The sequence below is a fragment of the Fortiea sp. LEGE XX443 genome (genome assembly GCF_015206815.1).
In the GTDB taxonomy this organism is placed as follows: Bacteria; Cyanobacteriota; Cyanobacteriia; order Cyanobacteriales; family Nostocaceae; genus Nostoc_B.
In genome coordinates this window covers 76,616-103,596 of the sequence record NZ_JADEXZ010000011.1, presented here as the reverse complement: position 1 = coordinate 103,596, position 26,981 = coordinate 76,616, and the positions used below count along the sequence as shown (strand labels likewise).

General features: G+C 40.6%; 20 protein-coding genes. 9 read left to right on the top strand and 11 right to left on the bottom strand.

Features of this window, described 5'->3' with window-relative positions:
* Positions 1-225 precede the first annotated feature (225 nt).
* From cysW to IQ259_RS07180, 3 genes are all read right to left on the bottom strand, one after another.
* On the bottom strand, positions 226-1,080 hold the full coding sequence (gene cysW / locus IQ259_RS07190; RefSeq protein WP_193883058.1) for a sulfate ABC transporter permease subunit CysW: 855 nt from the start codon (positions 1,078-1,080) through the stop codon (positions 226-228).
* Positions 1,067-1,969 (bottom strand): sulfate ABC transporter permease subunit CysT, encoded by a 903-nt coding sequence (gene cysT / locus IQ259_RS07185; protein WP_193883056.1) that lies wholly within the window; start codon positions 1,967-1,969, stop codon positions 1,067-1,069. The genes cysW and cysT overlap by 14 nt, the downstream gene beginning before the upstream one ends.
* A gap of 107 nt (positions 1,970-2,076) precedes the next feature.
* Positions 2,077-3,183: a sulfate ABC transporter substrate-binding protein gene (locus tag IQ259_RS07180; RefSeq protein ID WP_193883054.1), complete on the bottom strand. Its 1,107-nt coding sequence runs from the start codon at positions 3,181-3,183 to the stop codon at positions 2,077-2,079.
* Between the two features lie 514 nt (positions 3,184-3,697).
* On the opposite strand from IQ259_RS07180, the gene IQ259_RS07175 reads away from it, so the two are divergent.
* Entirely contained in the window at positions 3,698-4,258 is a 561-nt protein-coding gene (locus IQ259_RS07175) for a nucleoside monophosphate kinase (RefSeq protein ID WP_193883052.1), read from the top strand.
* A gap of 87 nt (positions 4,259-4,345) precedes the next feature.
* Positions 4,346-5,086, top strand: a complete 741-nt coding sequence (gene rph / locus IQ259_RS07170) for a ribonuclease PH (RefSeq protein WP_193883050.1) — start codon at positions 4,346-4,348, stop codon at positions 5,084-5,086.
* Positions 5,087-5,308: 222 nt separating this feature from the next.
* On the opposite strand, the gene IQ259_RS07165 is transcribed toward rph, so the two are convergent.
* From IQ259_RS07165 to IQ259_RS07155, 3 genes are all read right to left on the bottom strand, one after another.
* The gene (locus tag IQ259_RS07165; RefSeq protein WP_193883048.1) at positions 5,309-6,802 is read right to left on the bottom strand and encodes a hypothetical protein; all 1,494 of its coding nucleotides are present in this window, start codon (positions 6,800-6,802) and stop codon (positions 5,309-5,311) included.
* 263 nt (positions 6,803-7,065) lie between these two features.
* Positions 7,066-7,836, bottom strand: a complete 771-nt coding sequence (locus tag IQ259_RS07160; RefSeq protein ID WP_193883046.1) for a TIGR03943 family protein — start codon at positions 7,834-7,836, stop codon at positions 7,066-7,068.
* 201 nt (positions 7,837-8,037) lie between these two features.
* Complete coding sequence (locus IQ259_RS07155) at positions 8,038-9,093, bottom strand: permease (protein ID WP_193883044.1); 1,056 nt, start codon at positions 9,091-9,093, stop codon at positions 8,038-8,040.
* A 700-nt stretch (positions 9,094-9,793) separates the two neighbouring features.
* Between IQ259_RS07155 and IQ259_RS07150 the strand changes: the two genes are divergently transcribed.
* From IQ259_RS07150 to IQ259_RS07140, 3 genes are all read left to right on the top strand, one after another.
* Positions 9,794-11,152, top strand: a complete 1,359-nt coding sequence (locus IQ259_RS07150; RefSeq protein WP_193883042.1) for an ATP-binding protein — start codon at positions 9,794-9,796, stop codon at positions 11,150-11,152.
* Between the two features lie 899 nt (positions 11,153-12,051).
* Positions 12,052-12,483 (top strand): NfeD family protein, encoded by a 432-nt coding sequence (locus IQ259_RS07145; RefSeq protein ID WP_193883033.1) that lies wholly within the window; start codon positions 12,052-12,054, stop codon positions 12,481-12,483.
* Between the two features lie 72 nt (positions 12,484-12,555).
* Positions 12,556-13,554: an SPFH domain-containing protein gene (locus IQ259_RS07140; protein ID WP_193883031.1), complete on the top strand. Its 999-nt coding sequence runs from the start codon at positions 12,556-12,558 to the stop codon at positions 13,552-13,554.
* Positions 13,555-13,602: 48 nt separating this feature from the next.
* Here the strand turns inward: IQ259_RS07140 and IQ259_RS07135 are convergent, their stop codons facing one another.
* A complete protein-coding gene (locus IQ259_RS07135; protein ID WP_193883029.1) occupies positions 13,603-13,989 on the bottom strand; it encodes a Fur family transcriptional regulator in 387 nt (128 codons plus the stop codon).
* 145 nt (positions 13,990-14,134) lie between these two features.
* Here IQ259_RS07135 and purS point away from each other — a divergent pair, with 145 nt between their 5' ends.
* The 3 genes from purS to IQ259_RS07120 all read left to right on the top strand — a co-directional run bounded on the left by purS (position 14,135) and on the right by IQ259_RS07120 (position 17,351).
* Positions 14,135-14,413: a phosphoribosylformylglycinamidine synthase subunit PurS gene (purS, locus tag IQ259_RS07130; RefSeq protein WP_193883027.1), complete on the top strand. Its 279-nt coding sequence runs from the start codon at positions 14,135-14,137 to the stop codon at positions 14,411-14,413.
* An 89-nt stretch (positions 14,414-14,502) separates the two neighbouring features.
* Positions 14,503-15,180, top strand: a complete 678-nt coding sequence (gene purQ / locus IQ259_RS07125) for a phosphoribosylformylglycinamidine synthase subunit PurQ (RefSeq protein WP_193883025.1) — start codon at positions 14,503-14,505, stop codon at positions 15,178-15,180.
* A gap of 245 nt (positions 15,181-15,425) precedes the next feature.
* On the top strand, positions 15,426-17,351 hold the full coding sequence (locus IQ259_RS07120; RefSeq protein WP_193883023.1) for a hypothetical protein: 1,926 nt from the start codon (positions 15,426-15,428) through the stop codon (positions 17,349-17,351).
* A 7-nt stretch (positions 17,352-17,358) separates the two neighbouring features.
* Here the strand turns inward: IQ259_RS07120 and IQ259_RS07115 are convergent, their stop codons facing one another.
* The 4 genes from IQ259_RS07115 to IQ259_RS07100 all read right to left on the bottom strand — a co-directional run bounded on the left by IQ259_RS07115 (position 17,359) and on the right by IQ259_RS07100 (position 26,283).
* Entirely contained in the window at positions 17,359-18,474 is a 1,116-nt protein-coding gene (locus IQ259_RS07115) for a glycosyl transferase (protein WP_193883022.1), read from the bottom strand.
* A gap of 116 nt (positions 18,475-18,590) precedes the next feature.
* Positions 18,591-24,437: a translocation/assembly module TamB domain-containing protein gene (locus tag IQ259_RS07110; protein ID WP_193883020.1), complete on the bottom strand. Its 5,847-nt coding sequence runs from the start codon at positions 24,435-24,437 to the stop codon at positions 18,591-18,593.
* Between the two features lie 485 nt (positions 24,438-24,922).
* On the bottom strand, positions 24,923-25,573 hold the full coding sequence (locus IQ259_RS07105; protein WP_193883012.1) for a sigma-70 family RNA polymerase sigma factor: 651 nt from the start codon (positions 25,571-25,573) through the stop codon (positions 24,923-24,925).
* Between the two features lie 149 nt (positions 25,574-25,722).
* Complete coding sequence (locus IQ259_RS07100) at positions 25,723-26,283, bottom strand: PadR family transcriptional regulator (protein WP_193883010.1); 561 nt, start codon at positions 26,281-26,283, stop codon at positions 25,723-25,725.
* A gap of 109 nt (positions 26,284-26,392) precedes the next feature.
* On the opposite strand from IQ259_RS07100, the gene IQ259_RS07095 reads away from it, so the two are divergent.
* Positions 26,393-26,896, top strand: a complete 504-nt coding sequence (locus IQ259_RS07095; protein ID WP_193883009.1) for a DUF4188 domain-containing protein — start codon at positions 26,393-26,395, stop codon at positions 26,894-26,896.
* The last annotated feature ends 85 nt before the right edge of the window (positions 26,897-26,981 follow it).

Below are 26,981 nucleotides of genomic sequence, written 5' to 3'. Positions count from 1 at the left end.
GGGCAGGGGGCAGGGAGCAGAGGGAAAGAATTAAAAACCATTAATTTGTATCAAGATTTTCGTGAATTGGTATCACACCCGCAAGTGGCGTGAAAGCTCCCTTGCTCCTTTTCCTCGTTGGTTGAAACCTCACCCGCAAGTGGAGTGATTTTTCCCCCTGCTCCCTTGCTCCCTGCTCCCCTACTTTTTAATGTCCTAATCTATGTGGCTACTGCTGTACCTTAATTAATGTGCGCGACCACCAGTAGTGCCTGTTTTCCGTTCTAAAATTTCTTTTAAGATCAATGTCACCACAGCTAACAGTGCTAAAATCACCGCTGCGGAGAAAGCAGCTTGAGTTTCGTACTGTTTATAAGAGTCTTCAATAAATAGGGGTAAACTCTGAGTTTTACCAGCTATGTTGCCTGAAACTACAGCCACAGCACCAAATTCACCCATTACACGGGCATTTGTCAAAATCAAACCATAGAGAACTCCCCAACGGATATGGGGCAAAGTAACGCGCCAAAAAATCTGCCAACTATTTGCTCCTAGGGTTTTTGCTGCTTCTTCCTGGTCTTTGCCCATTTCTTCTAAGACCGGAATTACTTCTCTAGCAACAAAAGGCATACTGACGAATGCTGCTGCTAACACAATACCTGGAAAGGCAAAAACCACCCTAATGTCATGGTCTTGTAACCACTCACCAAACCATCCATTCCGTCCGTATAGTAGGACTATCATTAAACCGGCAACGACAGGCGAAATTGAAAAAGGTAAGTCAATAATACTCAACAGTAAAGCCCGTCCAGGGAATTTATTACGAGCTATAGACCAAGCAGCACATAGCCCAAATATCGTATTCAAAGGTACGGAGATAATAGCCATTAAAAGGGTGAGCCAGGCAGCATGGAGAAATTCTGGGGTAACAAGACTTTCAACAAATGGGGCAATTCCTTTGTTAAAGGCATAATAAAAGACATTCAACGCTGGGATATACAGAATAAATGATAGATAGATGATAGAAATTCCAATCAAAATGATGGGTACGAAATTTCGCGGCTTTTTGCCTGAAACATTTGTGTCATTACTTGATGTCATAGCGTCTACTCCAAGCTTGTAAAAGGTTAATACACAGCAGCATAATTAGTGAAATCAGCAACAAAACCACACCTATAACGGTTGCGCCAGAGTAGTCGTATTGTTCTAGACGCTGAAAAATTAATACGGGTGCAATCAAATCTCGAAAAGGTGTGTTGGAAGCGATAATTACTACTGAGCCATACTCACCCACAGCACGGGAAAAACCCAAAGCCACACCAGTCAAAATTGTGGGAAACAAGGGGGGAAATATCACTTTCCAAAAAGTCTGCCATTGGGAAGCACCCAAACTCCAAGCAGCTTCTTCTATTTCCTTTTCCATTTCCTGGAGGACTGGTTGCACTGTGCGGACAACAAATGGTAAGGAGATAAATGTCATAGCGATCGCTACCCCTAAACGAGTAAAAGATATTTTGATACCCAGGGGTGCAAACCAAGAGCCAATCCAGCCATTGTCACTGTAGACTGTTGCTAAGGTTAAACCTGCAACTGCTGTCGGTAGGGCAAAGGGCAAATCGATAGAAGCATCAATGATATTTTTAATTGGTAACGTCAATCTGCCTATTGACAAATTAAACTCATAACGAACTAGAACCCAAGCCAGAATCGTACCAAAGACTCCATTGAGTAAAGCACTCAACACTGCTGTCACAAAAGTTACATCATAAGTTGCTAAAGCTATAGGGCTAGTGGCAATTCTCCAAATTTCTCCTGGTGGTTGAGTACCAGCTTTAGCAAACATGGCCAGTATTGGTACTAACAACATGATGCTTAGGTATACGTAAGTCACTACCCATGTCCAGGGAATCACAGATAAAGTTTCTAGTAGTGACTGAGGCTTAGGTTTATGGTGGGGATGACTTGGTTGTGATTGTGTTGATACAGCCATAACTATTTCGGAAATTAAGTATTGGGCAATGGAAGGGATTAGTTAGAAACTAGAGAAAGAAAACGCAGGAAGTTTTATCCTCCTGCTTTCTGCACTATCTCCTTCAATTACCTTTTTTGAGATTGAATTTGGTCAAAAACAGCCTCATCATCAAAAAATTTCTTCTGCACAGCATTCCAACCACCGTAATCTGCTACTGAACCTAAAGTTTTGACTTTGGGATATTTTGCTGCCAGTTCCTTGGTTTGTGCGGCTGTTTCATCCACTGGACGGAATCCCACTTTGGCAAATTCTGCTTGAGCTTCAGGGGTAAACAGATATTCTACAAAAGCTTGTGCTACTTCGCGCGTGCCATGCTTATCAACGTTTTTATCAACTACTGCTATGGGGTTATCAATCGAAATATTCACTTCAGGAATAATGTAGTTAACTTTTTCACCCTTTTGTTCTGCCAAGATAATTTCGTTTTCATAGTTAACTAACGCATCACCTTGACCTTGCTTGAAGAAAGCATCCGTTGCTTCACGAGCATCTTTTGTTAACAATGGTACGTTTTTTGTGTAAATTTTGGTCACAAGATCCAAGGCTTTTTCTTCTCCACCACCGGATTTAATTGCTGCATTCCAAAATGCGAGAAAGTTCCAACGCGCAATTCCAGAAGTTTTGGGATCGGCAGTAATTATTTGCACACCATCTTTCCCTAAATCTTCCCAGGTGTTAAGATTTTTGGGGTTGCCTGGACGGGTGATTAAGGCTGCTACTGATTTAGAAACAATGCCATTGTTAGGGACTTCTTTTTCCCATCCTGGTTGAATTAATCCAGCTTTCTCAATTCGGCTCACATCTAAAGCCAAAGCCAAATGGACAATATCAGCGTCTAAACCATCAATCACTGCACGGGTTTGAGAACCAGAGCCACCGTAACTTTGCTTGAATTTGACGTTTTGGTTATGTTCTTGCTGCCACTTTTGGGTAAATTTGGGAATGATTGCCTCATGAGCTGCTTTTGTCACAGCAAAGGAGACTAAAGTCAGTTCCACATCTTGCTTGTTGGCTGCAACTGGACTGGCTTCTGGGTTTTTGGTAGATGCAGCATTTTCGCTGTCACCGCCACAGGCTGCGATCGCCACACTCAAAATCAGTCCTACCAAAAACAACGAAACAAAGCTTTTTAAAGAAGTGCGTTTCCATTGATTCCAGATATCCATCCACATACTGACCTCAGGCTCCTTTGCTTAATCTACAGTTAGTTTATCTAAATTTAGTATTTAGCTGTTTAGTAATAGATACTACAGATATCTAGATGAAATAGCAATAGTAAACACCACAATCCCGGTCAAGAATGTGTTGATTTTATGATTATTCCAGAAAAAAATGAAACAGATGAGTAGGTTGGGTATAACGAAGTGAAACTCAACAAATACAAGACTTTGAGGTGTTGGGTTACTCTACGGGAAGCAAGCTACGTTCCTCAACCCAACCTTGTATGTTGAGTCAAGTAGTAGACCGTCTCAACCTTGGTCAAAATATACCGCTTCGTAGCAAGGGTCACTACAACAATCTCTTTGATTAGATATTGACATTTTCGTTTTTTAGATGAAACTAGTCGCAACACGATCGCAAAATCCGGGAGCAACAGATGAAAATAGCCAAGTGTTACCTAGACTCTGTATTTGGACACAACAGAGTAGAGTGTTATGAATTTTACCAGATGGGGAGTGAATTATAGTGAAATTAGTGATTCTGGGAGGTTCAGGATCAGGTAAAAGCACTCAAGCGCAAAGGCTTGGCAGACACTTTGATATTCCTCAAATTTTTACAGGTGAAATTTTACGAGAAGCGATCGCTAACTATAGCGAACTTGGACTTTACGCACAACCCTACGTAGCTAGAGGCGAGCTAGTCCCGGATGAAATGATGATTGAATTAATTCACCAGCGACTCAAAAAGCCTGATGTCGTTTGTGGTTGGATTTTGGAAGGTTATCCCCGCACAGCCTTTCAATCGGAAGAACTGGATTTTTTATTGGATATTTTGGGGCAGAAGCTAGACTGGGCAATTTATTTACAAGTACCACAAGCCGTCATGGTGAGCCGTTCCTTAGGGCGTTCCTTACCAGATGACCAACCCGAAATTGTCCAGCGTAGAGTTGAAATATTTTACGATCGCACCATCCCCATCCTAGAATATTACGACCGTCGCCGCCGACTGTTGACAATCAACGGTGATCAAATACCCGAAATGGTGGAGCAAAATATCCTCAACCTGCTTTTAAGTGCTGAGTGCTGAGTCAGAAGATAAAATTTCAGACTTCAGACTTCATACTTCACACTTCTTACTTCATACTTTTTTTAAGAAACCTTTGAGGCAAATTCAATGGCATGGCAGCGTCCTGATGGCAGACAACCTTACGAACTCCGTCCTGTAAGCTTTCAGTCTGGCTTTACTCGCTTTGCGCCTGGTTCGGTGCTGGCGAGATGCGGTGATACTCAAGTACTTTGTAATGTGAGTGTTAATGAGGGAGTGCCGAGATTTTTAGCCGGAAGTGGCAAAGGTTGGTTAACGGCTGAGTACCGCATGTTACCCGCAGCGACACAACAGCGGCAAGAACGGGAATGGTTAAAATTGTCTGGTAGGACTCAAGAAATTCAACGTTTAATCGGACGCAGCTTAAGGGCAACAATAGATTTTGAGGCTTTAGGAGAACGCACCATAACTGTTGATGCTGATGTTTTGCAAGCAGATGCAGGAACCAGAACCACAGCAATTACAGGCGGTTTTGTCGCCTTGGCTCAGGCAATTTCTCAATTATTACAGTGGGGAGTATTAGAGCGATCGCCTTTATGTGGACAAGTAGCAGCAGTTTCTGTAGGTTTACTCCAAGGAGAGCCATATTTAGATTTAAACTATCCAGAAGACGTAGCAGCTACAGTAGATTTCAACGTCGTGATGAATTACCACCTGGGAATTATCGAAGTTCAAGGAACAGCCGAAGAAGGCAGTTTTACTCGTAGCCAGTTAAATAATCTGCTAGATTTTGCCGAAAAAGGCATTCAGGAATTGCTAATTGCTCAACGTGAGGCTATTCCTGACTGGGAAAGCCTATATGAAGTATGAAGTGTGAAGTCAAAAATTAATACGGTTTAGTTATAGCCGTAGTCACTGAGCTTAGGACAGTGTTGATGACTCAAAGCCTTATAGTTACTGGTTTTATACTCAGCACTTTGCTATGTAAAGGCGATCGCTTCCTTCCCCAAAGAACAAAGCAATCGCCTGATTCCCCCCAAAAAAAGAGCGATCGCTTTTATAAAAACCCCAAACTTTTTCAGCAAACCCTAATTAAGGCAACCAACGGGGATGGAAGCCAATCAAAGGTAGCTTTTCTGGTTTAATTGTGGTGATGGCAGCATCGGCAATAGGTAATAACGGCATTAACCACACACTGCTGGTTGCGATCGCTTCGCCATCATCTGTCTTTAAACTGTTTACAGGTGCTTGCACGTTATTAGGTTGTGGTACTACTTGGTCAAATAACAAACCTAAACCATCAGGTGATAAGCTCATTTGTACATTCCGCTGATCGATGGGTAGCACTAGCAGGGGTTTTTGTTGTCCAGTTTTTAGGTCAATGGCAACTAAATAAGGTTGCTCTACATATTCTGCTTTTGTGATTAACTGTGTAACCAAGCAATAGAGGGTGGGTGAAGCTGGATCAAATTGGCAACTGATAATCGAGCCGGTGGTTTTTAATAGCGGTTTTTCAATGCCTTGATTGGTGACTAAAAATAAATCTCGTGTGTAATCGGTATTGAATTTGACCATTGCTGCTTGTGAGCCATCTTTCGAGAAAGCTTGCACAAGCCCGAATTGCGGCAGAAAGTCGAGGGGTTTACTGGCATCCGCTTGTAGTGGTAAGATGGCTGCTCCCTGTCCTTGGGCAACGGCTACGGCTTTACTATCGGGAGTGATCATAAAATCTCCCCCTGGTTGACTTTGCAAGCGTTGGGGAGTGGGTTTTGTAGCTGATTTATCCCAGGTTGTGGGCAAATACCATAGGCCAAAATCACCGGGATTATTTTTATTCCCGCGTTGGACGACTATAGTTTCTCCATCCGGTGATAAGTCAAATTTGAGGTTTTGATAGTCTTTATTATCTAAAACTAGGTCTACTTTACCGCCTGATTCTAGTTTGCTGTCTGATTTCCCAGAAATCCCGGTTGTCACTGTGTACAACTGGGCTGAGAGTAAATCGCCATTGTTAGCAGTCCGAGCCGAAAATAAGATTTTTTCCCCATCTGGAAATGGTTTAAAGTCCATCACCGTTATATCTTTGGGGGTAAGTACCTTTTTTTGCTCTTGGGTGAGGTTGTAAAGAACTAATTGGCCTTGTTCTTCTGGGTTGGCTCCTATATAAATAATGACGCGATCGCGGGTACGAAAATTGCCGACAAAAGGCTGTATAGTTTTAATCTGACCTTCTTCTTGAGCAAATTTATCTTTTGCTTGTTGTAGCTGTAACTTATAGTTTGTGCCGTAAGGAGCAGGTGTTAATAATGTATAAACCATCCGCCTACCTGCCCAGCTAATTTTACCTGCCAGAGGCGGCTCAATCTTCAAATTATCCTCGACGCTTTTTGTGTCCATTGGACGGCTGAAGGTGAGGGTAAAAGCAATATCTTCTGAGCCAATTTGTTGATTTTGCCAGGTAAAGTCGCGGATACGCGGGGAAACAACATCTCCTTTGAGGATGATAAAGCCAATCAGCAAACTCAGCAACAGCATCATGGCGATCGCTACGCGATCTAGTGGTTGAATGAGGGTTTTACTAGTCATTGGTCAAAATAATTCGTAATTCGTAATTCGTAATTCTTAATTATTAGCTGGCTTGCAATTTTGACTTTTGACCATGAATTTTAGATTGGATAATATATAGCAGGTGACAGGGAACAGGTGACACTTCAGCAAGCTCAGTGACCGCATGTGACAGGGTTAAAAGTCTTTTAGTGCATGAATTTTATCATTGGCCGATGTCCTAACTGCCTTGGCTACTGCTATATCAATCCAAAAACCAAAATTTAAACTCCAAAATTGGTTGACTAATAACTATAGGGATTCTGGGGTTGCGGAATTTTTTTGATGGAGTTAGCCACAATGGTTAGTTGACGTTTCCCATTGAGATTTTCTGTTGTCATTTGTCCTTCGACTTCTAGCCAAGTATCAGAGGCGTATTGTTCTTGATTTGCTGGCAATTTCACGGGTAATCCTATTGGGTAAGCATCCGCAGCACAGCATGAGAGGACAAATTTTGCTAAGAACAAATATTCTTTGCCTAAATCTTGTGGGCGGATTACAAATCCTTGAACTTTGGCTTTTTGTCCTGTGTATGCGTCTGGTTCTGGATAGACGTTGAGTGTGCGTACCCAGTCAACAAGCGATCGCTCCTCTGGACGAATCGCAGACCGAAAGGCTTGGGGTTTGATGCGGGAGGTTCCGAGTAAATCCGTTACACCGCGGTTGAGTGCTTTATCGCTGGCAAAAACTTGTGGTGTAATGATAAAACCCAAAATTGCCGTAGTTAAGAGCAAAGCACCACCCCAACCAGGGGGAAATAAAGTCATGTGCTGGACATTTGTCACAATATCGCGGCGACGATGCTGCCAAAGTTCTTGCATTTTGAAGGAACCAACAATTATCAAGCCAATACCCGCCACTAATACCAAAGCAAAGTAATTTGGGTGAATCAACAGGTTCAGCTTGCCAGTCAGCCAGTATTTCAACATCAAAATGCCCCAAGCTGTGATTGCTATAACATCCAGCCAAGAAAACAATAGGTTTAGGCGTTGAGATTTGGGAGTTTGGGTAGTCATTGGTTGCAAGTGAAGAGTTCAAAGTCAATAATCAATAGTCTTGATTGGTGAAAGAAATAATTATTGACTATTGACTAATTTAAGTAGGTCGGTGTTAAAAATTGTCGTTATGACAAGGCAGGAGGCAGAGAGCAGAAGGGAAGAGGTTTTCAAGCTACTTTACTTTCCGTTACATAGTTCGGTTTATTTGCACTTTTCTACTTACAAGACGTACAAGTTAATAAAAATCGTGAACAAGAATGTTAATTGTCCGGCTAAAGCAAAGAGGTAAAAAATTGTTCTGGGCTTAAAAATGGATAACATTAACCCAACGCTTTTGATGTCGATCATTGGGCCAAATACCAGAAATGCCAATAAAGAGCCGCTACTGAATGCTGAAGCAAAAGACAGTGCAAAGAAGGAATCGACTGTGGAACAAATTGAGACGACTGCTGCCAAGATCAACATCACGATGATGGAACTGACAGGGCCAGCACCTAAGCTGAGGATTAAATCACGAGGTGCGAGGACTTGAATTGCGGCTGCAATAGCACTCCCAATCACCATCACTCCTCCTAATTCCCGCAATTCTTGGATGCTATTATCCACCAATAAACGCAGTTTAGCTGCCAGTGGTTTATTGGGGCTGGCGATCGCATCATCTATTGGTGATAAATTTCCATCTATACGTGTGGGTGTACCTGCTTTACCTCCCAAAATATATGTCCCAGATTGCAACAGGCTTGTTGTTGTTGGCTCTTGTTGAATTTGGTAACGTCTTCCCCGACGTTGAGTTTCCACTTTCGCAGGTGGATTAAACTTCATATAACGGGCGATCGCCGGCTGGACTATAGGATTCAAATCTTGTTGAAAACTGAAAACAAAACCGATAATGGTGGCAATTGATAGGGAAAATACGACGCGTAAAACTACTATCTCTGGCTGATCGCGAAACGCCGTCCAAGTTGCCCAAATCACGATGGGGTTAATAGTTGGTGCTGCTAGTAAAAAACCAATTGCCACAGATGTGGGTACGCCCTGAATCAGCAATCGCCGCGCTACCGGCACATTACCACACTCACACACCGGAAATAAAAAGCCGATCAGACTACCAACTAAAGCACCCAACAGTGGATTTTTGGGCATTTTTTCGACTAATTTGCGCTCATCAACAAAAAACAGCAGCAAACTAGAAAATAAAACCCCTAGCAGCAAAAACGGCATCGCTTCGACTAGCAGACTCAGAAATATCGTAAAACCATTGCTCAGTTGATTCATGGGTGTCGCAGTCAAAAGCGGTTTAAAGTTTTGAGGTTGTGTCTAGTCATTCTATCGAAATGGGGATCACAATCATGTATGGACAATTAAACATTATTGACACAATCAGACCATGTTAAATTCGTAGTCTTGCTTAAGCGCCCCTTAGCGCCCGTAAGTTTGAGTATATTCATTTTACCTGAGTGCATTTACTGAGGATAGCTATTGTTTAGATTATCTGATTTCCGAGATAGTTCCGAATTCTAGGTTAGTTGACATAGGACAGGTGACGTTTAATTACCTAATGTTTATACTTACTATAAATTAGCTGATTAGTGTGTTATCTTTCACGCATTTTCATCAAGGATTTACAGTCTTTAAACATTTGGGGATCACTTTTAGTTGCTCATATCGGTGTTTTATCTTGTTTTCGGGAAATTGGACATCAGCCGTGGTTGATCTTTACTATAAAAATCGAGAAACCGCAATACCAATTTGGTATTATTTTGGTATATATTGTTGTAGTCACGCTCCAGAATAGTCCCAGATATTGTTACAGATTTTTTGATAAAAATCAGATAAATTCTTAACTCTGTTATTGTTAGTTAATATTTTGATTAATTAAGCTGGTTAACTTGTTTATCTCTTGATAAAGCCAAGATTAGTAGGGTCTAAAATATTAGCTGATTGCTTGTTAAATTTTTTTATATCAGGGTTTCCAGTGACACAAGAATTCATTTCTCTAATATCACCGCCAGTTTTATCTGTTACTAGCGATCGCTACCTTAGTTTAGAGTCGAATCTCCAAGAACTGCCAATGTACAACTTTTGCGTAGATACAAGTTGTACTGGATCTGAAGTTGCTAGTTATTTAGAAAAATACCCACGATTACCAGGAGTGGTTCTACTAGAACATGGGGAATACATCGGGATGATTTCTCGGCGGCGACTACTGGAATTTTTCATTCGTCCCTATGGACAAGAGTTATTTGCTAAAGCTACTCTAGGTGATCTTTACAGTCATACACGCACAGGAATTTTGCTGCTACCTGAGACGACGACCATTTTAACAGCGATGCAACATACTCTCAAGCGATCGCCAGAAATTTTTGCTGAACCTGTCGTAGTCCAAACATCTGCTAATACTTACAGATTATTAGATATTCATGACTTGAATTTAGCTGCTTGGCAAATTCGTGGGATCGAAACTCAAGTACGCTATGAACGTAGCCAAGCCCAAATGATTCAAAATGATAAAATGGCACGTCTAGGGCGTTTAGTTGATGGACTAGCCCATGAAATTTTAGACCCTGTAGGTTTTATTTGGGGCAATTTAACTTATATATCTAAATATAGTCAAGACTTACTCAAACTGATTGCTGCTTACGCTCAAGATTTACCTCAAGCTTCAACTGCAATTAACCATCTTAAAGAAGAAATTGAATTTGATTTTTTAGAAGAAGATTTATCTAAAGCTCTTGCAAGTGCTAGTAATGGTGCAGAAAGATTAAAAAAACTCGTTACCAGTTTACAAAATTTTTGTCATATTGATGAAGTTTATCCCAAACCAGTAGATATTAATGCTTGTATAGATGGTATTGTTTTACTACTTAAAAGCCGTTTAAAAGGAGAAATTAATATTATTAAAAAATATGGTAAAATTCCACCTGTTTCTTGTTTTATGGGGCAATTGCACCAAGTATTAATGAATATCTTTAGTCAAACTGTTGATAGTTTACTAGATGAAGCAGTGCGACAGCAATTTAATCAAGAGTGTGGTAATAACACCAATCAACCCCAAATCGTAATTACTACAACGGTTATTTCTCAAGCAGCAAATCAAGCAAATGCACTAGATTCTCGTTGGGTTTGTATTAGCATTATTGACAATAGTCCTGGAATGTCTGAAGAAGCTCAAAAACAAATTATGGAATCCTTTTCTGCTGAAAAACGGGCTGATATCGAAACTAGTCTAGGAGTCAGTTATCGGATTATCACAGCCAGACATGGCGGTAAATTAAATTTCCGTTCTCAGGTAGGCGTAGGAACAGAATTTAAAATACTTTTGCCTTTGGTTTAAAGTTATAAATGTAACGCGGTGTGCAACTTTCTTTCAAACCTAACCCCTTCCCTGATGGGGAAGAGCAGGGTGGATTAATTGTTGAGAGAGAAAAACGGTTCTCTATGGAGTGTTGGATTCACAGGTATTCCACAAGAGGAGTTGGAGTGTTGAAATAGCGCCTCAAAAATCATTTGAAGTAGCTTAGGCATAAGCCTTAACGCTGTGGGAATAGTCCGACAATCTAACTTGACGAGCCAGGGAAACTAAAAACTGTCTAACCATCGCCCAATTAGCTGGTGCAAAATCGCCTATTTTTTGGGGATGGTTGGGCAATAGGCAAAACAGCGATCGCTGTTTTCTTGGCGGCTATGGCAATTAATGTTACGCTATAGCTAATTAGAATCATTAGTGAATTTGTAGTTAAACGCTTCAACGATTTATCAAATCGCATCATTCGTGCTACTCAACATCGGCGGTCAATAACAGCTAAGTTTTTAAATTCTTTGGTTGACTATAGTTCTCAGCATCTGCGTTTAGTAGATTTTTTGCGATCGCTCCAGTCGTCAACTTGTACTATAAATTTCCCAAAAAATTAACTCGTGAATTTCGATTACATTCAGATGTCAAAGACTTGCTCCCTAGAATAGACTGGGTTTGTGTACATCTGGCTACATCTTGTTGCTGAAGTTAATCAAAATTAATTCTCAAAAAACCAAGGTTGGCTTTCTGTAAAATATCAACGTCTGAGTGGATCTAAACCTCATCTATGTTGGGATATGGAGTTTTTGATTATTTTGTTGTGTCATTGCGACGTAAGGAAGCAATCTCATCATCTCGATAAAAAACTACGATTCTCAAAGTAGACGAAGTTTAATCTCAGAAATCCTTTTCGTCAATGTAGTGTCTAGGATGGCGCTATGCCAAGTTTTACCTTAGTTTGGCTCCTAGCTGGATCGGTTTTGTGTTTATCGGAACTGTTCTTACCGTCGGCTTTTGTAGCTTTCATGATGGGCATTAGTGCCTTTATAGTGGCGCTACTGTCCTTATTTGGTTTGAGTTTATGGCTGCAAGTGGCGATTTGGCTATTGCTGTGTGCAACATTGATTGTACTTTCCCGGCGATTTTTACAACCGCGACGACGTAAATCGAAAATTCAAGATGCCATTATAGCGGAGACTTTAACAGAAATTCCGGCAGGAAAAACAGGGCGAGTAATATATGAAGGCAATTCTTGGCGTGCTAGATGTGATGATGACAAACTCGATGTTGCTCCTCACCAAAGAGTTTATGTAGTTAGAAGAGAAGGCACTACGTTGATTGTGATGCCAGAAAACCTCTTGCATTCTTAACTGAAATATGAAGTATAAAGTGTGAAGTATGAAGGGTAAAATTTCAAATATTTAATAACCAGGAGATTCAAAGTGGAACAGTTTTTTTTACTAGTGTTTTTAGCCCTTGGTGGCTCTGCGGTTGCAGGTTCTGTGAAAGTTATCAATCAAGGTAATGAAGCTTTGGTGGAAAGATTGGGGAGCTATAACAAAAAGCTAGAACCAGGACTGAATTTTGTTCTACCTTTTTTAGATAAAATTGTTTACCGACAAACCATCCGCGAAAAAGTCTTAGATATTCCACCACAAAAATGTATTACCCGCGACAATGTTGGCATTGAAGTAGATGCAGTGGTGTACTGGCGGATTGTAGATATGGAAAAAGCCTGGTATAAGGTAGAAAATCTCCAGTTGGCAATGACAAACTTGGTACTGACTCAAATTCGCTCGGAAATGGGACAACTGGAGTTAGATGAAACCTTTACCGCTCGTAACCAAATCAATGAACTTTTGTTACGAGATTTAGATATTGCCACAGATCCTTGGGGTGTGAAAGTAACAAGGGTAGAACTGCGAGATTTAGTTCCTTCCCAAGCAGTACGAGAATCAATGGAAATGCAAATGTCCGCAGAACGACGCAGACGGGCAGCAATTTTAAATTCTGAGGGTGAACGGGAAGCAGCAGTTAATAGTGCCAGAGGTAAAGCAGAAGCCCAAATTTTAGATGCAGAAGCCCGGCAAAAATCAATAGTTTTAGAGGCTGAGGCTCAACAAAAAGCGATCGTTCTCAAAGCCCAAGCCGAACGTCAACAGCAAGTTCTCAAAGCCCAGGCTATTGCTGAATCGGCGGAAATTATTGCCCAGAAAATCAATACTAACGCTAATGCCAGTAAAGCTATAGAAGTGCTGTTTGCTTTGGGTTATCTGGATATGGGAGCGACTATCGGTAAAAGCGATAGCAGCAAGGTCATGTTTATGGATCCTCGCACCATTCCTGCCACCTTTGAAGGCATTCGCTCTATAGTTTCTGATACTCAAGGGGATTCTAACTCGTTGTTTGCTAGGCAAATGCCAGAGGTTAATGGGCAATAGTTAATAGTCATTAGTCAATGGTCAATTGTTAATGGTTTTTACTGTGGACTATTGACTAACCTGGCATTTACCACACAATCCAAAAAACTCCAGAGTGTGATAAAAAATTTTAAATTTATGGCTGGTTTGTAGTTGGTCTTCGAGGTCATGAACGGGACACTGATTAATGGGAATTGATGTGCCACATTGCAGACAAGTTAGATGGTGTTTGTCCTGCTGCGCTAGGCTATAGAGGGCTTCACCATTTGCTAAAGTCCGCACTTGCACCATGCCTTCAAGTTTTAAAGCTTCCAAGGAGCGATAAACTGTGGCTAAACCCATATTCAGATTGCGATTACGCAATTCAATGTAAATATCTTGGGCGGAAATGCCTTGTTTGATGCTTTTCAGCAGATTTAAAATACGCTCTTGACTGCGGGTGCGTATAGCTCTCATAGACAATTGTGGATATTTGCCACTGTAGTGGAAGCTGTTGTACTGGCTAACTGATAAATTAACTTTAACTGCTTCGTAATCTTATTTTCACTCAGTTGGAACAGAAAGTTATAGTATAGCGATCGCAGCATTCAGCAAAAAACCTGTGCAACGGAAGTATTTAGCCAAAATTCTCGTAACACTTCGTCCTTCAGTCCTAGATCCTGCTGGTGTGGCTGTACAATCTGGCCTCAAGCAGCTGGGATACGATACTGTGGAACAAGTGCGGATCGGTAAGTACATAGAACTTACCATGATATCCCCTGATGAAACTAGAGCGCGTCGAGACTTAAATAGCATTTGTGACCAAATGTTAGCAAATCCTGTAATTGAAAACTATCGTTTTGATTTAATTGAGGTCGAAACACAGACGGGAGTGTTTTAAAAGTTGAAAGGTAAAAGTAAAAAGAACCAAGTCTTCTGCCTTTTTACTTTTGCCTTTTTACTTGTTCGTATCCAAATGATAAATGAGAAATGACAAAATTCGGCGTTATTGTTTTTCCGGGCTCTAATTGCGATCGCGATGTGGCTTATGTCACTAGAGATTTGTTGAACCAACCAACTCGCATGGTTTGGCATCAAGAAACTGATATTGCTGATTTGGATGTAATTATCATCCCTGGCGGGTTTAGTTATGGGGATTATCTGCGCTGCGGTGCGATCGCCCGCTTTTCGCCTGTGATGCAGCAAGTGATTGAACACGCCCAAAAGGGTAAGTTTGTCATCGGTATTTGTAACGGTTTTCAGGTATTAACTGAAACTGGGCTTTTACCTGGGGTATTAACTAGAAATCGAGATTTGCATTTCATCTGCGATCGAGTACCTTTAAAAGTCGAAAATGCAAATATTCCTTGGACACAAGCTTACAGCAATGGTGAAGTCATCACTCTGCCTATTGCCCACGGTGAGGGGCGCTTTTATGCCGATAAATCAACTCTGTCGGCAATAGAAGACAATGGACAGGTGGTATTTCGCTATGCAGGATATAACCCCAATGGTTCACTGAGAAACATTGCAGGGATTTGTAATCGCCAAGGTAATGTCTTGGGAATGATGCCACACCCAGAAAGGGCATCGGATGCGATGCTAGGTAATAGCGATGGTTTAAGTCTATTTCAAGGGTTGTTAGAGAAAGTTGCTGCTGTAGTGTAGAGTTGACTTTTTAAGCGATCATAGTCAGTAAGCACAAGGGAGCAGTCATGTTCCCTAATTTTTTTGTATCCTAATTTTTGTATAAAGGCACATAGAATTTATCTAATATTTTTGCCAAAATTTAAAATCTCTGCTGCAACTGACAGTGTATTCGCAATTACTATTTTCTGGAAACTGACTTGATAAATTGCTAATTAATACACAATTCTGGCGAAGGCAAAATTATACAAGCAGTGGATTCTTTAATGTATATTCCTAATTCGCTTCAACTATTTATTAAGTGGATACAAGCTTTTGATATTCGGATTTTAAAAAACGAAGAAGATGTAGAAAAAAAATTTATTTTGCCGATGTTTCAGCATTTAGGATACCCAGATACATATCGGCAAAATAAGTATGCTTTAGTAAACAATGATTTAGAGAACCCAACAAAGCAATTAAAAAATGCTTCTATTTATTTTTCTACTGATAATGCTATCCAGCAAAATGCAGATACATCATTAGTCATGATTATTTATCTATCACCTAATAGTCATCATTTTCAAGAAGCCATTACTCAATCTAAATTTCATGGTAGATATCTCAAACCTTTATTTTTTATAATTACTAATGGATACAGTATTAAAGTGTTTAAATATCTTCAATATCATCGAGAAGAATCTATATTTGATTTGATGATTGATACATTGAGGAATAGTGAAATAGCAGAAAATTTTTATTGGCGACTTAATTTTAATTTCATTACAAAAACTAACAAAAATATACTTAATAATATTAAATCACCACAATTTAATAGTATAGAGAAATATTTAAGACGACATGCAGCGTTTGGCAATATTTTGGAAAAAGCTGAGTTTGAGCCTAGTTTAATTAAAGAGGGTAATCGCTTAATTATTGTTAAACCGAAGGTTTTAATTGAATGTAATTCACCACAAGCATTTGGTAAAGGTGATTGTCTAATTAAATTTAGTAGTGTCATTTTAAGAGGTTTGACAATTACCTTAAATCATCAACAGATTTTAGGTCAATTAATGACAGGACTTCATACTAAACCCGAATGGGGTTGTCGTCGTTTTATTAAACAAATAGATGCAGATACTTTTGAAGTGTATTTGGGTCAAACAACGCTAACTTTATCAGAGTTAGAAGTTGCCGATTTATGTTTATGTGTAGATGCCGTTTGTCAAGAATATAAAAAGACAATAATCGAATTTGAAGATTACTTAGAAACATGGGATTTCAAACTTCTAAAATTTACTAATACAATAGGGTTTCATTTATTTTCTGTAGATATAAAATTATGGAAAATTATGCACAATTTTATTAAAAAATTTAATTATGCTCAGGGTAAATCAGAGTGGCATTTATTTGATCAAAGTAATATCTCAATTCGTGTGAGTCGTGGGATTCGAGATCATGCCTTTATTGTGCCGCAGCTTAGTAATTCTGGGTCTGTATTCTCTAATAATCAAGTTGATATATTATACGAAATAAATGATGTTCACATCGCAACTTTAAAAAGAAGTAACTTAAATTCGTGGCAAGAAGATATTGGTATACGTGGAACATGGACAGCAAAATATACTAAAAATTGGTTATTAGAAATATATATCCCTAAAGTTATTAATTATTATTCCCAGCAATTTCAAGTATTAGAATTTGACTTAAATAAAAATATCTTAAATTATCCAAGTCAAAATACAACACTTAAAGAGATAAATGAGATTAAAGATGTGTTGCCTTATCTTCGAGATATACAAGCATGGCTACAGATGCACATTGAAAACCTTGAAACTTCATGTTTGAAGCAGTATTACCAAGTATTTACAGATTTAGTACGAAATACAGATTCTGCGATCGCAGGCTTAGATTACATTACAATGAATTTACAGAAAATACTCTGGGAAAATCCATCAGCAGAGATATTTAGATGGGAAATTTGGACTTTTAAAGATGCTATCTATTATTTAGATACACAAGTCGTAAAGATAAATAATTGTAAATACGAAAGTAGTTTGAAGGCAGATTTAATCACGCGAGTGTTTATTTGGATTATTGAAAATGGCAAAATTAACTATTCTCAAGGGCAATTAAATGCAGCAAAACAAGCGTTATTACCACTGTGGAAACAATGTCGATTTGAGATGCGCCATGTGTATCCCTATCGTTAATTATATTTTATTTGTGAGTGAGTTTATCAATAATAGCTTGCGCGATCGCTTCATTTCCATCCTTAGCAATTCCTTGGGTTTGCTTTGGTGCTTGGGGTGATTCACGCAGAAAATTCCATTTACCTTGGAAAAATTCTGTGGGTGTGACAATTTGATGGTGGTTGTAGTTAGCAATTCCTTCTAAGAGAAAATTTGCTTCTGCAAAATCTTCCCGTGGAATTGTCACCATTGGTATTTCCCAGCGTGTCGCTTCTGCAAAAGTACCGTAACCGGGTTTGGAAACTACTCGTCCACAAATTGGCATAAAATCTACAGGACGGTATTTGTTGTCTTGGATTTTGACTAAATTAGGTAAATCAGGGGCAGATTTATCAAAAGTAATGAATTGCCAATCTGAAAAATGTTGTAGGTTATCGTAAGGAATTTGCTGTAAACCTAAACCACCAAATGTCAACAAAATAGTTTTTTCTTGTGGTGTATTTATACCCCAAATAGAACGTAATTCATCCGCAAGGTAACGAGGTGAACCACTAGTTAAACCGACATCTGTGATATTTTTAAAAGCCTGCATAGGTTCGTGAAAAGGGAGACGAAACAAGCGATCGCACTTAGAATAACATTCACTAATCCAATCGGCGATCGCTATAAATTCACCTCCCCAATCTCTGTAAATTAAATCCCAACCAAAGTTACTCACCATCCAACAGGGAATATCTGTTGCTTTAGCAAATACGGGAGCGAGGAAAGGTATATCAGCTAATATTAAATCAACCCGATTTTGGCGAATAAAATTTACCTCGGAAGCAACTAAAGAATTCTGGTGCTTTTTAATATCCAATAATTTTTCTAAAGTTGCTGCTTTATCCATTGTCAAACTATCCGCCTGTATCACACCTAAATCAAAAGCGCGGGGACGGTGGATAAAATCACCTTCAATATAAGATTCAAGTAACCAACGTGGCGCAGTTGTCACCATAATTAACAGTACATCTGGACACAACTTTTGAATAGTTGCAGCCACAGATGCTGTGCGAGTAGCATGACCAAAACCGTGGTTAGTAATGGCTATGTATAAAATTGGGCGTTTCCTAATCTGCTGAGAAAAAAATTTATCTACATTCATCTGCTTTCATCCTCTTCTATCGGCGGTTAGTTCTTTATTTACCTCACGAACGAATATAAAGCGCTGATTAATTCAGTTTTACGTCATCATACTGAGAGAGGTAGTACTACACCAAATTAAAACCGTGTCTGATACTCAATTACTGCACGGCTGTCATCTTCTAAGTTAGTAGAAGCACGCACTCGCAGTTCATCGTTGATGCGGTAATTTAGCCCCCATTGAAAGGGATCATTGGCAGTTAAAATCTTAATACTGGAAATAGAAAACTTCGTCGAAATATCAATACCAGCCTCTGCGGCTAATTCTAATGAAGAACTGCTTCTTCCGGCTTCGGGATTATCAGAAATGACAGTTGGAAATACGCGGAACTCACTCAACCCTAAAGAATTAGCAATTTGGTTAAAAGTTGTCTGAAAGTTGTTAAATACTGCTGAACCTGCAATGTTAATCAAGCCTAAGGTGCTATCAGCACGTCCTTGAGTATCTATAAATCCACCACCTAACAAAGCGACAATTTCTGTCTGACTGCGTGAGGGACTGCTGGTGAGTTCCAGGGTTTCGTTCAGTTTACTAGCAGGCCCTTGGACTCTAGCTTCGACTCGTACACTTTCTAGAGAACCCAATCCTCCTATAGTACTGCTTCTAGTGAACTCTGAAGTTTGCACTGCATCAAGTACCTTGGCAAGTAGCTGTACATCTAAAATAGGGTCACGAGGTTGATCTGCTCTAAATGTGGCTGTATTTTTATACCCGCGTACTAAGTTAAACTGGGTGGTAAATAAATTCACCCCTCCCTTTTGTAGGCGGATTGTACCATCGGGGATAGGGTCAGTCAAAGCTCCATTAACTATGAGATTACCTGTAGCTAGGAAACTGAGAATAGGGGGACGGGTAATTTCGATGTTTTTACCTAATGTTAGTTTGAGATTATTTAACCTCGTTGGGTTATTTCTGGACTCAGTTTTATTTTGTTTGTTGGCTTTGAGAGAATTACTAGTTACAGTTTGATTTGTGTCGGTAGATTCTGCTAATAAAACCTGACCATCATACAAACTAATTTGACCACCAATTACTGGATTCAAGGCTGAACCAACAATTTGTAAATTGCCACTAGCACCTCCTTTATACAGTCCTTTGAGATTCAAATTTAGCTGATCAAGATTGACTTTGAGGGGATTACTCGCTACTTCCCCATTATTAAATACAGGAAGTTCACCAGCTGCCACTACTTGACCTCGACTAAACTTACCTTGCAAACTTTCTACTAAGATCCGGTCAAAGTCGAACTGTATTTTGCCTGTCACCTGTCTAATCTTACCTGGTAAAGCTTGGGCGGCAAAAGTGGCATCTTCGATACTAGCAATTCCTGTTAACTCTGGTCGCTGTCTAGTTCCACGTACTTTGAGGTCAATGTCACCCTCACCTTTCTCAAAAGCTATCTGATCGGTTAGCAGGTTTAATAGTGCTAATCCTTCATTTCTGACTTTGACATCTAGGCTAATTTCATTACTTGTTGGCGGGGTAGTTGCAAAAGGCAACTGATAGGGTATGCTGCCAGTAATGTTAACTGGTTCTGGCCCAGCAACTGTTACGTTACTGCCAAAGTTCAAGCGGCTGTTGGTGTAGCTGAAGCTGGCTGTTGCTGACTCTACAGCTTTTTGATTGAGGGTTCCGTCTGTAATTTCCAATTCGCCTTGGGCTTGGGGATTGGCGATACCGCCGGCTAAAGCTGCTGTGGCGTTGAGATTACCTGTGATGTCAATTGGGAGTTTGACGAAGTTATTAATTAAAGCGATGGGAAAATTAGTAACTCGCAACTGACCTGATTGGTCTTTACCGCCGATGTTACCTGTAAAGGCCAGTAGGCTGTTATCTAACTCAATCCGTAGGGGACGCAACTGCAACACACCATTTTCAAAACTACCTTGAGCAACAATTTGTTTAGCACTGTAAAAGCGATCGCTTTCTGCTTCTTTACCCCAGGCAAAGTTCTGCCCGTTAATATCAAATTGTACTGATAGCCCGTTGGCTGTGGCAGTATCTAAAGCCACTTCCCCGTTAAAGGTTCCCCGCAAGTCTGCTAGTTCTGGTAACAGAGTCGAGTCACGCCGTTGTTGTTGTTGCTGTGCTACTTCTGCCTCAATTTCGTAAAATCGCCGCAATTGATCGAGTAAAGGTTGATTGGGTAAGCCGCGGGCGTAGGTAGTCAAATCGGCTGCTTTGCCGTAAGCTGGCTCTGATGTACCACGCTGGAAGTCTTGAATGTCAAATATCTGCGCTACGGTTAAGACATCTTGGATGTTACCTTGGTTAACATTTAGTTTGCCTTGTAGTTGTGGCCCTTGAGGAGTTTGTCCAAAACTGCCAGCAAAGGCGTAAATACTGCTACCTTTGACAAATTCGCTACTAGTAAGGGTAGCTTTACCATCGGCGTAGTTAAATTGAGCCGTTAACTGATCGCCTTGTATTCTACCAAGTTTCGGATTGGCGATCGCTAAATTACCATTGGCGGCAAATGTTTGTTGATTAAGTTGCAAGTCACCAGTAATTAACCCAGCTATCTTACCAGTTCCTAAGCGGAGGGCTGGTGGTACAGACACATTCAAGATTTGTAAGGGGAAGTTCTGGACGTTGAGTGCGATGTTATTTCCCTGAAATTGACCTGTAGCTACGGCATTTTGCCACTGTACCAAGAAGGATTGGGGACGATTATTACCATCTAAATTTACGGCAATGCGATCGCTATTCCCTATCAAATCTAAATTCAAGCCGCGTCCTTGGGCTGAATCAATATTACCGGTTAACAATGGTTCAAAAGCGATGTCCTGCACTACCAAATCTCGCAAAGCAATTTGGCCCGTGACGTTTGGTAATGGTAACTTCCCTGTCACTCTGCCGTCAAAATCTACCTTGCCTTTTACAGCCACCTGATTAGGCAAATTAATCGGTAACTGTTGCAAATTGTAGTCCTGGGCTTTGACGTTGAGATTTAAGGCGGTAATTTCAGGTATCCCTGCTTTAGTGGCGTTGGCTAAGATGTCACCACTAACATTTAAACCAGGGGCAGTGAGTTGATTTATTGCTAGTTTCTCACCATTCCAGGCGATCGCAGCTGTTAATGGTCGTTCTAAACCTGGCAAGCCTTGGGATAACTGCACCTGACCAGAGGCATTCACCTTAGCTAATGTGGCAGAATTTAGCGCCCCCGCTACTTGTAGCCTTCCACTCAGTTGACCTCGCAATTGCTGATTCAACTTAGTTAATTGCACACCAGCCGCATCCACTACCGCTTGATAACGACCGTTATTAACTTGGATATTCGAGGCTGTAATTGTTCCACCCACCACATTCAACCGTCCCTGACCACTGGCTTGGATAGTTTGCGGTTGGAAGGATGCAACGGAACCAGTAACATTTAATTGACCTGTTAATGCACCTTGAAACTGTGGCGGGACTGCTGCTAATTTTTGCAACGGTACGTTATTCGCTTGGATTTGTGTCTGATAACGACCGTTATTAACTTGAATATTTGAGGCCGTAATTGTCCCACCAGCTACATTTAACTTTCCTTGACCACTAGCTTGAATGGTTTGCGGTTGGAAGGATGTCACCGAACCAGCAACATTTAATTGACCTGTTAAATCTCCTTGAAACTGTGGTGGTACTTTTGTCAAGCGTTGTACTGGCACGTTGTTAGCTACAACTTGTGCCTGATAACGACCGTTATTAACTTGGATATTTGAGGCCGTAATCGTCCCAGCACCGACAGTCAACTTGGCTTGACCACTGGCTTGAATAGTTTGCGGTTGGAAGGATTCAACAGAACCAGCCACATTAAACTGACCAGCTAATCTACCACGAAGTTGTTGTGTATTCGGTGTTAGTTCCTGCACAGCCAGATTATTTGCTACCAGTTGTGCTTTATATGCGCCATTTGCCAGTTGAATGTTTGTGGCTGTAACTGTTCCACCAGCGACGCTGAGGTTAGCTTGTCCAGTGCCACGGAGAGTTTTGAGGCTGATATTTTCTGTGTTCCCGGCAATTTGGAATTTTCCTGCTAGTGAGCCTTGCAAAGCCGGGGGAGCTTGTTTGAGGATGCGTCCTAGACGCACATTATTGGCGACTAATTCAGCCGAAAAGTTTTGGTCTTGAAGTTGGACACTATTAATTGCGATCGCACCACCCGCAATTTGCACTGCTGCGCCTTGGGTGCGGATGGAGGCAATTTGAAAAGGTGCAGTACTACCAGCTAAGATCAACCGACCGTTAAATTCTGCCCCAGCTAAGGAAATATTTTGCAGTTGATTTTTGTTGACAAAAGGTTCTAATTTTACACCATTACCAGTGGCGACGGCTTGCCAACGCTCATTAGCATAACTACCAGCCGCCCGGACTACCCCACCACCGACTTTGAGTGCAACATTTTGGAAATAGACGGTGCGATCGCTTGTGACGATGGTTTCACCAGTACCGGGATAAGTTGCTTGGGGTACTTGCCACTTTACCAAAGTTTTGACGTTGGTAGGAGTACCTGTGACTTGGGCTGTAGCAGCGACTTTGCCAATTTTAAAAGTCGGGTTGGAGTCGTATATTTTGGCGATCGCATCTCCCGCAACACCCCTAGCTGCAAAATTCAAATTCAACAGTGGTGCTTTCCCTAGGGCGATTTTTCCTACCCCTGTAATTTGTCCACCAACAGTGGTTTCACCTTGAATGTCGGTCAAGGTTAATAAGGCAGCATTGGGGGAAAACCGGAACTTACTACTAACACTTTTAAAATTAACTTTATCAATCCGGGCAGTGTTGATTGTGGCAACTGTACCCGAAAGAATTGGGTTGGTTGCTGCTCCAGTTATTTGCAAGTCAGCTTTTGCTTGCCCAGCTACAGGTACGGGTAGTTTCACATTTAGTGTTGTTTGAGCATTGGCGACACTCACCGCTTTTACTCGTCCTGTTAACTTATAGCCTGCTTGACTATCAATAATCCCGTTGGCTATTAAGGGAATTTTGCCGTAGTTGGTAGTCAAATTGTCAAGGCGTATTTCTGTACCTTTGAAGTAAATATCACCTCCAGTACTGGTCAAAAGTTGAGGTACGCGGGGAATTTGTAGTGTGACTTTTTGTAAATCTGCGCTGCCATATATTAAAGGTTTTTGCTCTGGCGCTAATTTAACTTGCAAGTCGCCATTAACTCTACCTGCTTGTAAGTTCAGTGGTAACTTAACTAAGCTAGTAATTTCAGGCGCGAGTAAATCTTGTCCACGCAATTGGATATCTGCTACTAGGGTTTTCGGGCGTACCTGTCCTTTAATTGCTACATTACCACCGCTTTCTGCCTGTCCTCCCACATCAAACTTAATCAGCTGGTTATTCTCCAAAAGTTGGGCAGAACCGTTTAGTTGAGCAAATGTTACAGGTGATGATACTCCCCCTCCTTTCTTCTGGGGTAGTAACATTAGCTTGGCATTACGTAGTCGCAGATTATCTAAATCAGTTTTAATCAATCCGCTTTGACCTGGTGGCGCGATGGTGGTAGTAATCCAACGTCCTTGCTCGTCTTGTGCAATGTAGACATCGGCGTTAACTAAGGTAACATCGAGCTTGAGTTGACGATTAAAAACTAATTGCCACGGATTAAAACCCACTTCTACCGCCGCCACTGCTGCTTTATCTGGATCTGTAGGTGTGGACGGAATTTCCGAAGCCCCAAACTGCACACCTGTGAGGGAAAAATTTGTCACTTTTCCCAGTTTCACTGGACGGTTAATGGTATTGGTGATACTTTCTTCTGCTAACGGCGCTAACTCTTTTTGGACAAAACTTTGTAACCGCCAAATACCGACGATAATTCCTACTAACAAAATACCTAACAAAGGAATGCCAACACGACTCAACATCAGCAACCACATACGCATACGGGTGCGGGATTGGGATTGAGGTTCTTGATTGTGAGAGTTAGTCATGTGGTTTCACTATATCCTTACTGAACGTAGTGGGAACATTGCTGGCGTTAAGGGCATATTTTTTAACTATGCCAATTCCAGGAGCCAAACCAATTTTAGACCTGGAAATTTGCATTACCTTGCTCAACTCAGCCTTTTTTCAGGGGAAGTTGGGCAAATATTCAATTAAATTTCACGCCTTCGGGAAACTTTGTTTACAAATCAAAGTTCAGGGTATAGGGAATTTACTAGGCATAAAGTGGCAAAATAGAAACCAACTAAAATGATCTTCCCCACAGTTGATAATTTCATCTCAAGTTTTAATTAAATTTAAGTCATATAAAGTACATTAAGTTACGTAAAATCACTAAGGTAAATTTAATTTTTTTAGAGAGAAACTGAAAAATATCAAATAATGGCTGCTACTATTTATACTATATTTTTAGCGATTCATAAAGATGAAGTAAAGACTTGAAAAGCGATATCTCGCTTGTAATCTGCTACCTTCATAAAATTCCTTCTGATTCCGCGAACTTTCGCAAACGTGGCAGACACTGGCGCTGATAAAAACTACTTAAGGTGGGAATGGGTAGCCCGAATTCCTCTGATAATTCTTTCCAGCTAACTTCTGGCGGTAGGCGTTTGAGAATCAATACCTGACAATTCACATCTGGACGACCTTTAATGTAAGTACTGGATAATTCTCCCTCTGCATCTGTTTTTGCCCATATTTCTACGTTTTCGAGAATTGGAGGGGTCTGGGGAGTAGCAGGTAAGTTATCGATAAGATTGATATTGTCCGTCTTCCCACTTCCCCAAGACTGACGCACCTGTAGAGGAATTGTTAAGGCTTGTTCCCGATGGTGGTTGATGTAAAAGTCTTGGAGTCTGCGTTTGAGATAAGCATTTAGCCAAGTGACAACAGTACCATAGGTAGGGTCATAGGTCTGACCAGTTAAACCATCACAAATGTTGCGACAGAAATATAACCAAGTTTGTTGTAGTGCATCTTGATAATAAGGAGTACTCTCTCGCCAAAGTCTACCTGAAGTTAAACGGATGATTTGCGTGAGCAGCTTCTGACGCTGCGGACTTCCAAGAGGATAGCCGCAAGCTTGAATAACTAAGTTGCGTAGCTCTTCATCAAGTTCCATCATGGCAATTTTGACAAAAAAATAGCAAGAATATCCTAAGTATTGCTTACAAAGACACTTCCGATATTAACCTTGTGTTATGAATAGAAGATTTTCTTGACGAGATTATTTTGTCAAGGCAAGCATTTGTTAATGCCTACTGTATACCCCTTTCAAAGGTTTTTAGCTGGACTGCTTAAAAAAGGAATCATTTCGTCACACCAAGCTAACCATCCCCTCTCGTAGTGAATTCCGCGTTGTAGGGTGACGTAGTTGAATTTCAACTCATCTGACAACTCTTGTGGTTTTTGAAAAAACTTTTTCTCAATTTCTTGATAAACAACTAGCCTTTGCTGATGTTCCCGACGGTGCATTTCTAGTTTTGCCAGGATAGTTTCACGCTTCACTAAATATCCAGTATAAAGCTTGACTAGTAAATCATCCTTAAATGGGGTTGGTTCTTCTGGTTCAGCAATCCACTCACACAATTGCTGTTTCCCTAAGGTTGTGACTGAGTAAATCTTTTTATCTGGACGGTTTTCTTGCAAGACTTTTTCAGCTTGCAACCAGCCTTTTTCTTCTAGGCGATTTAATTCTCGATAAATTTGCTGGAAGCTGGCTTCCCAGAAAAACCCGACTGAACTTTCTACGGTTTGATCAAACTTTTTAGCTAAGTCATAGCCGCTACAAGGACTACTCACCAATACTGACAAAATTGCATGGGCTAAAGCCATAATTTTTTTCTTGACATATTCAACTATGTGAATATATCATATTGTTTATATTCAACTAATTGAATAGTAAATAAGTTGAATATAAACCAAAGATTAGGAGAATTAGATTATGACAACTGTAATGCCTGGACGCTTTACGGCTGAGATAGACTCGCCATTTGTGGTTTTTTTGATTGGGATGCGGATTAATCAATTTTGGTCTGTTTCCAAATGGTTGCCTGTTGTACAAGCAATGGCTCCGATGCTGAAAACGCTGCAAGAGCAGCCTGAAAAAGGCTTTTTGGGCGGAGAAAATTTCTTTCGTCTGTTGCCGATATCTACACTGATGTTGTCATATTGGCGATCGCTCGAAGATTTAGAAAACTTTGCCCGCAATCCCTCTGATCCTCATCTAGCAGCTTGGCAACGCTTTAACAAAGCCGTGGGTAATGATGGCAGTGTGGGAATTTGGCATGAAACTTACATAATTGAACCAGGACACCACAAAGCAATTTATGGAAATATGCCAGCTTTTGGTTTAGCAGCTGCAACGAAACCCGTTCCTATCATCAAGCGCACTGATACTGCTAGGGAAAGAGTGCAAAGAGTCATTAATTCCAGTGAAATGTCCTGAAAAAGTTCTGAAAGCACAAAATCTTATAACAATTTGCACAATGATGGCGACAGATGGAACGCCAAAAAGAGATTCTTGGTAACTC

Bases quoted from the DNA above. Each gene is read 5' to 3' on its own strand.
- IQ259_RS07155 (WP_193883044.1), bottom strand. From the start codon at position 9,093: ATGAATCAACTGAGCAATGGTTTTACGATATTTCTGAGTCTGCTAGTC.
- IQ259_RS07160 (WP_193883046.1), bottom strand. From the start codon at position 7,836: ATGACTACCCAAACTCCCAAATCTCAACGCCTAAACCTATTGTTTTCT.
- IQ259_RS07095 (WP_193883009.1), top strand. From the start codon at position 26,393: ATGACAACTGTAATGCCTGGACGCTTTACGGCTGAGATAGACTCGCCA.
- cysW (WP_193883058.1), bottom strand. From the start codon at position 1,080: ATGACATCAAGTAATGACACAAATGTTTCAGGCAAAAAGCCGCGAAAT.
- IQ259_RS07145 (WP_193883033.1), top strand. From the start codon at position 12,052: ATGCCAAGTTTTACCTTAGTTTGGCTCCTAGCTGGATCGGTTTTGTGT.
- cysT (WP_193883056.1), bottom strand. From the start codon at position 1,969: ATGGCTGTATCAACACAATCACAACCAAGTCATCCCCACCATAAACCT.
- IQ259_RS07105 (WP_193883012.1), bottom strand. From the start codon at position 25,573: ATGATGGAACTTGATGAAGAGCTACGCAACTTAGTTATTCAAGCTTGC.
- IQ259_RS07180 (WP_193883054.1), bottom strand. From the start codon at position 3,183: ATGTGGATGGATATCTGGAATCAATGGAAACGCACTTCTTTAAAAAGC.
- IQ259_RS07135 (WP_193883029.1), bottom strand. From the start codon at position 13,989: ATGAGAGCTATACGCACCCGCAGTCAAGAGCGTATTTTAAATCTGCTG.
- rph (WP_193883050.1), top strand. From the start codon at position 4,346: ATGGCATGGCAGCGTCCTGATGGCAGACAACCTTACGAACTCCGTCCT.
- IQ259_RS07165 (WP_193883048.1), bottom strand. From the start codon at position 6,802: ATGACTAGTAAAACCCTCATTCAACCACTAGATCGCGTAGCGATCGCC.
- purQ (WP_193883025.1), top strand. From the start codon at position 14,503: ATGACAAAATTCGGCGTTATTGTTTTTCCGGGCTCTAATTGCGATCGC.
- IQ259_RS07100 (WP_193883010.1), bottom strand. From the start codon at position 26,283: ATGGCTTTAGCCCATGCAATTTTGTCAGTATTGGTGAGTAGTCCTTGT.
- IQ259_RS07120 (WP_193883023.1), top strand. From the start codon at position 15,426: ATGTATATTCCTAATTCGCTTCAACTATTTATTAAGTGGATACAAGCT.
- IQ259_RS07115 (WP_193883022.1), bottom strand. From the start codon at position 18,474: ATGAATGTAGATAAATTTTTTTCTCAGCAGATTAGGAAACGCCCAATT.
- IQ259_RS07110 (WP_193883020.1), bottom strand. From the start codon at position 24,437: ATGACTAACTCTCACAATCAAGAACCTCAATCCCAATCCCGCACCCGT.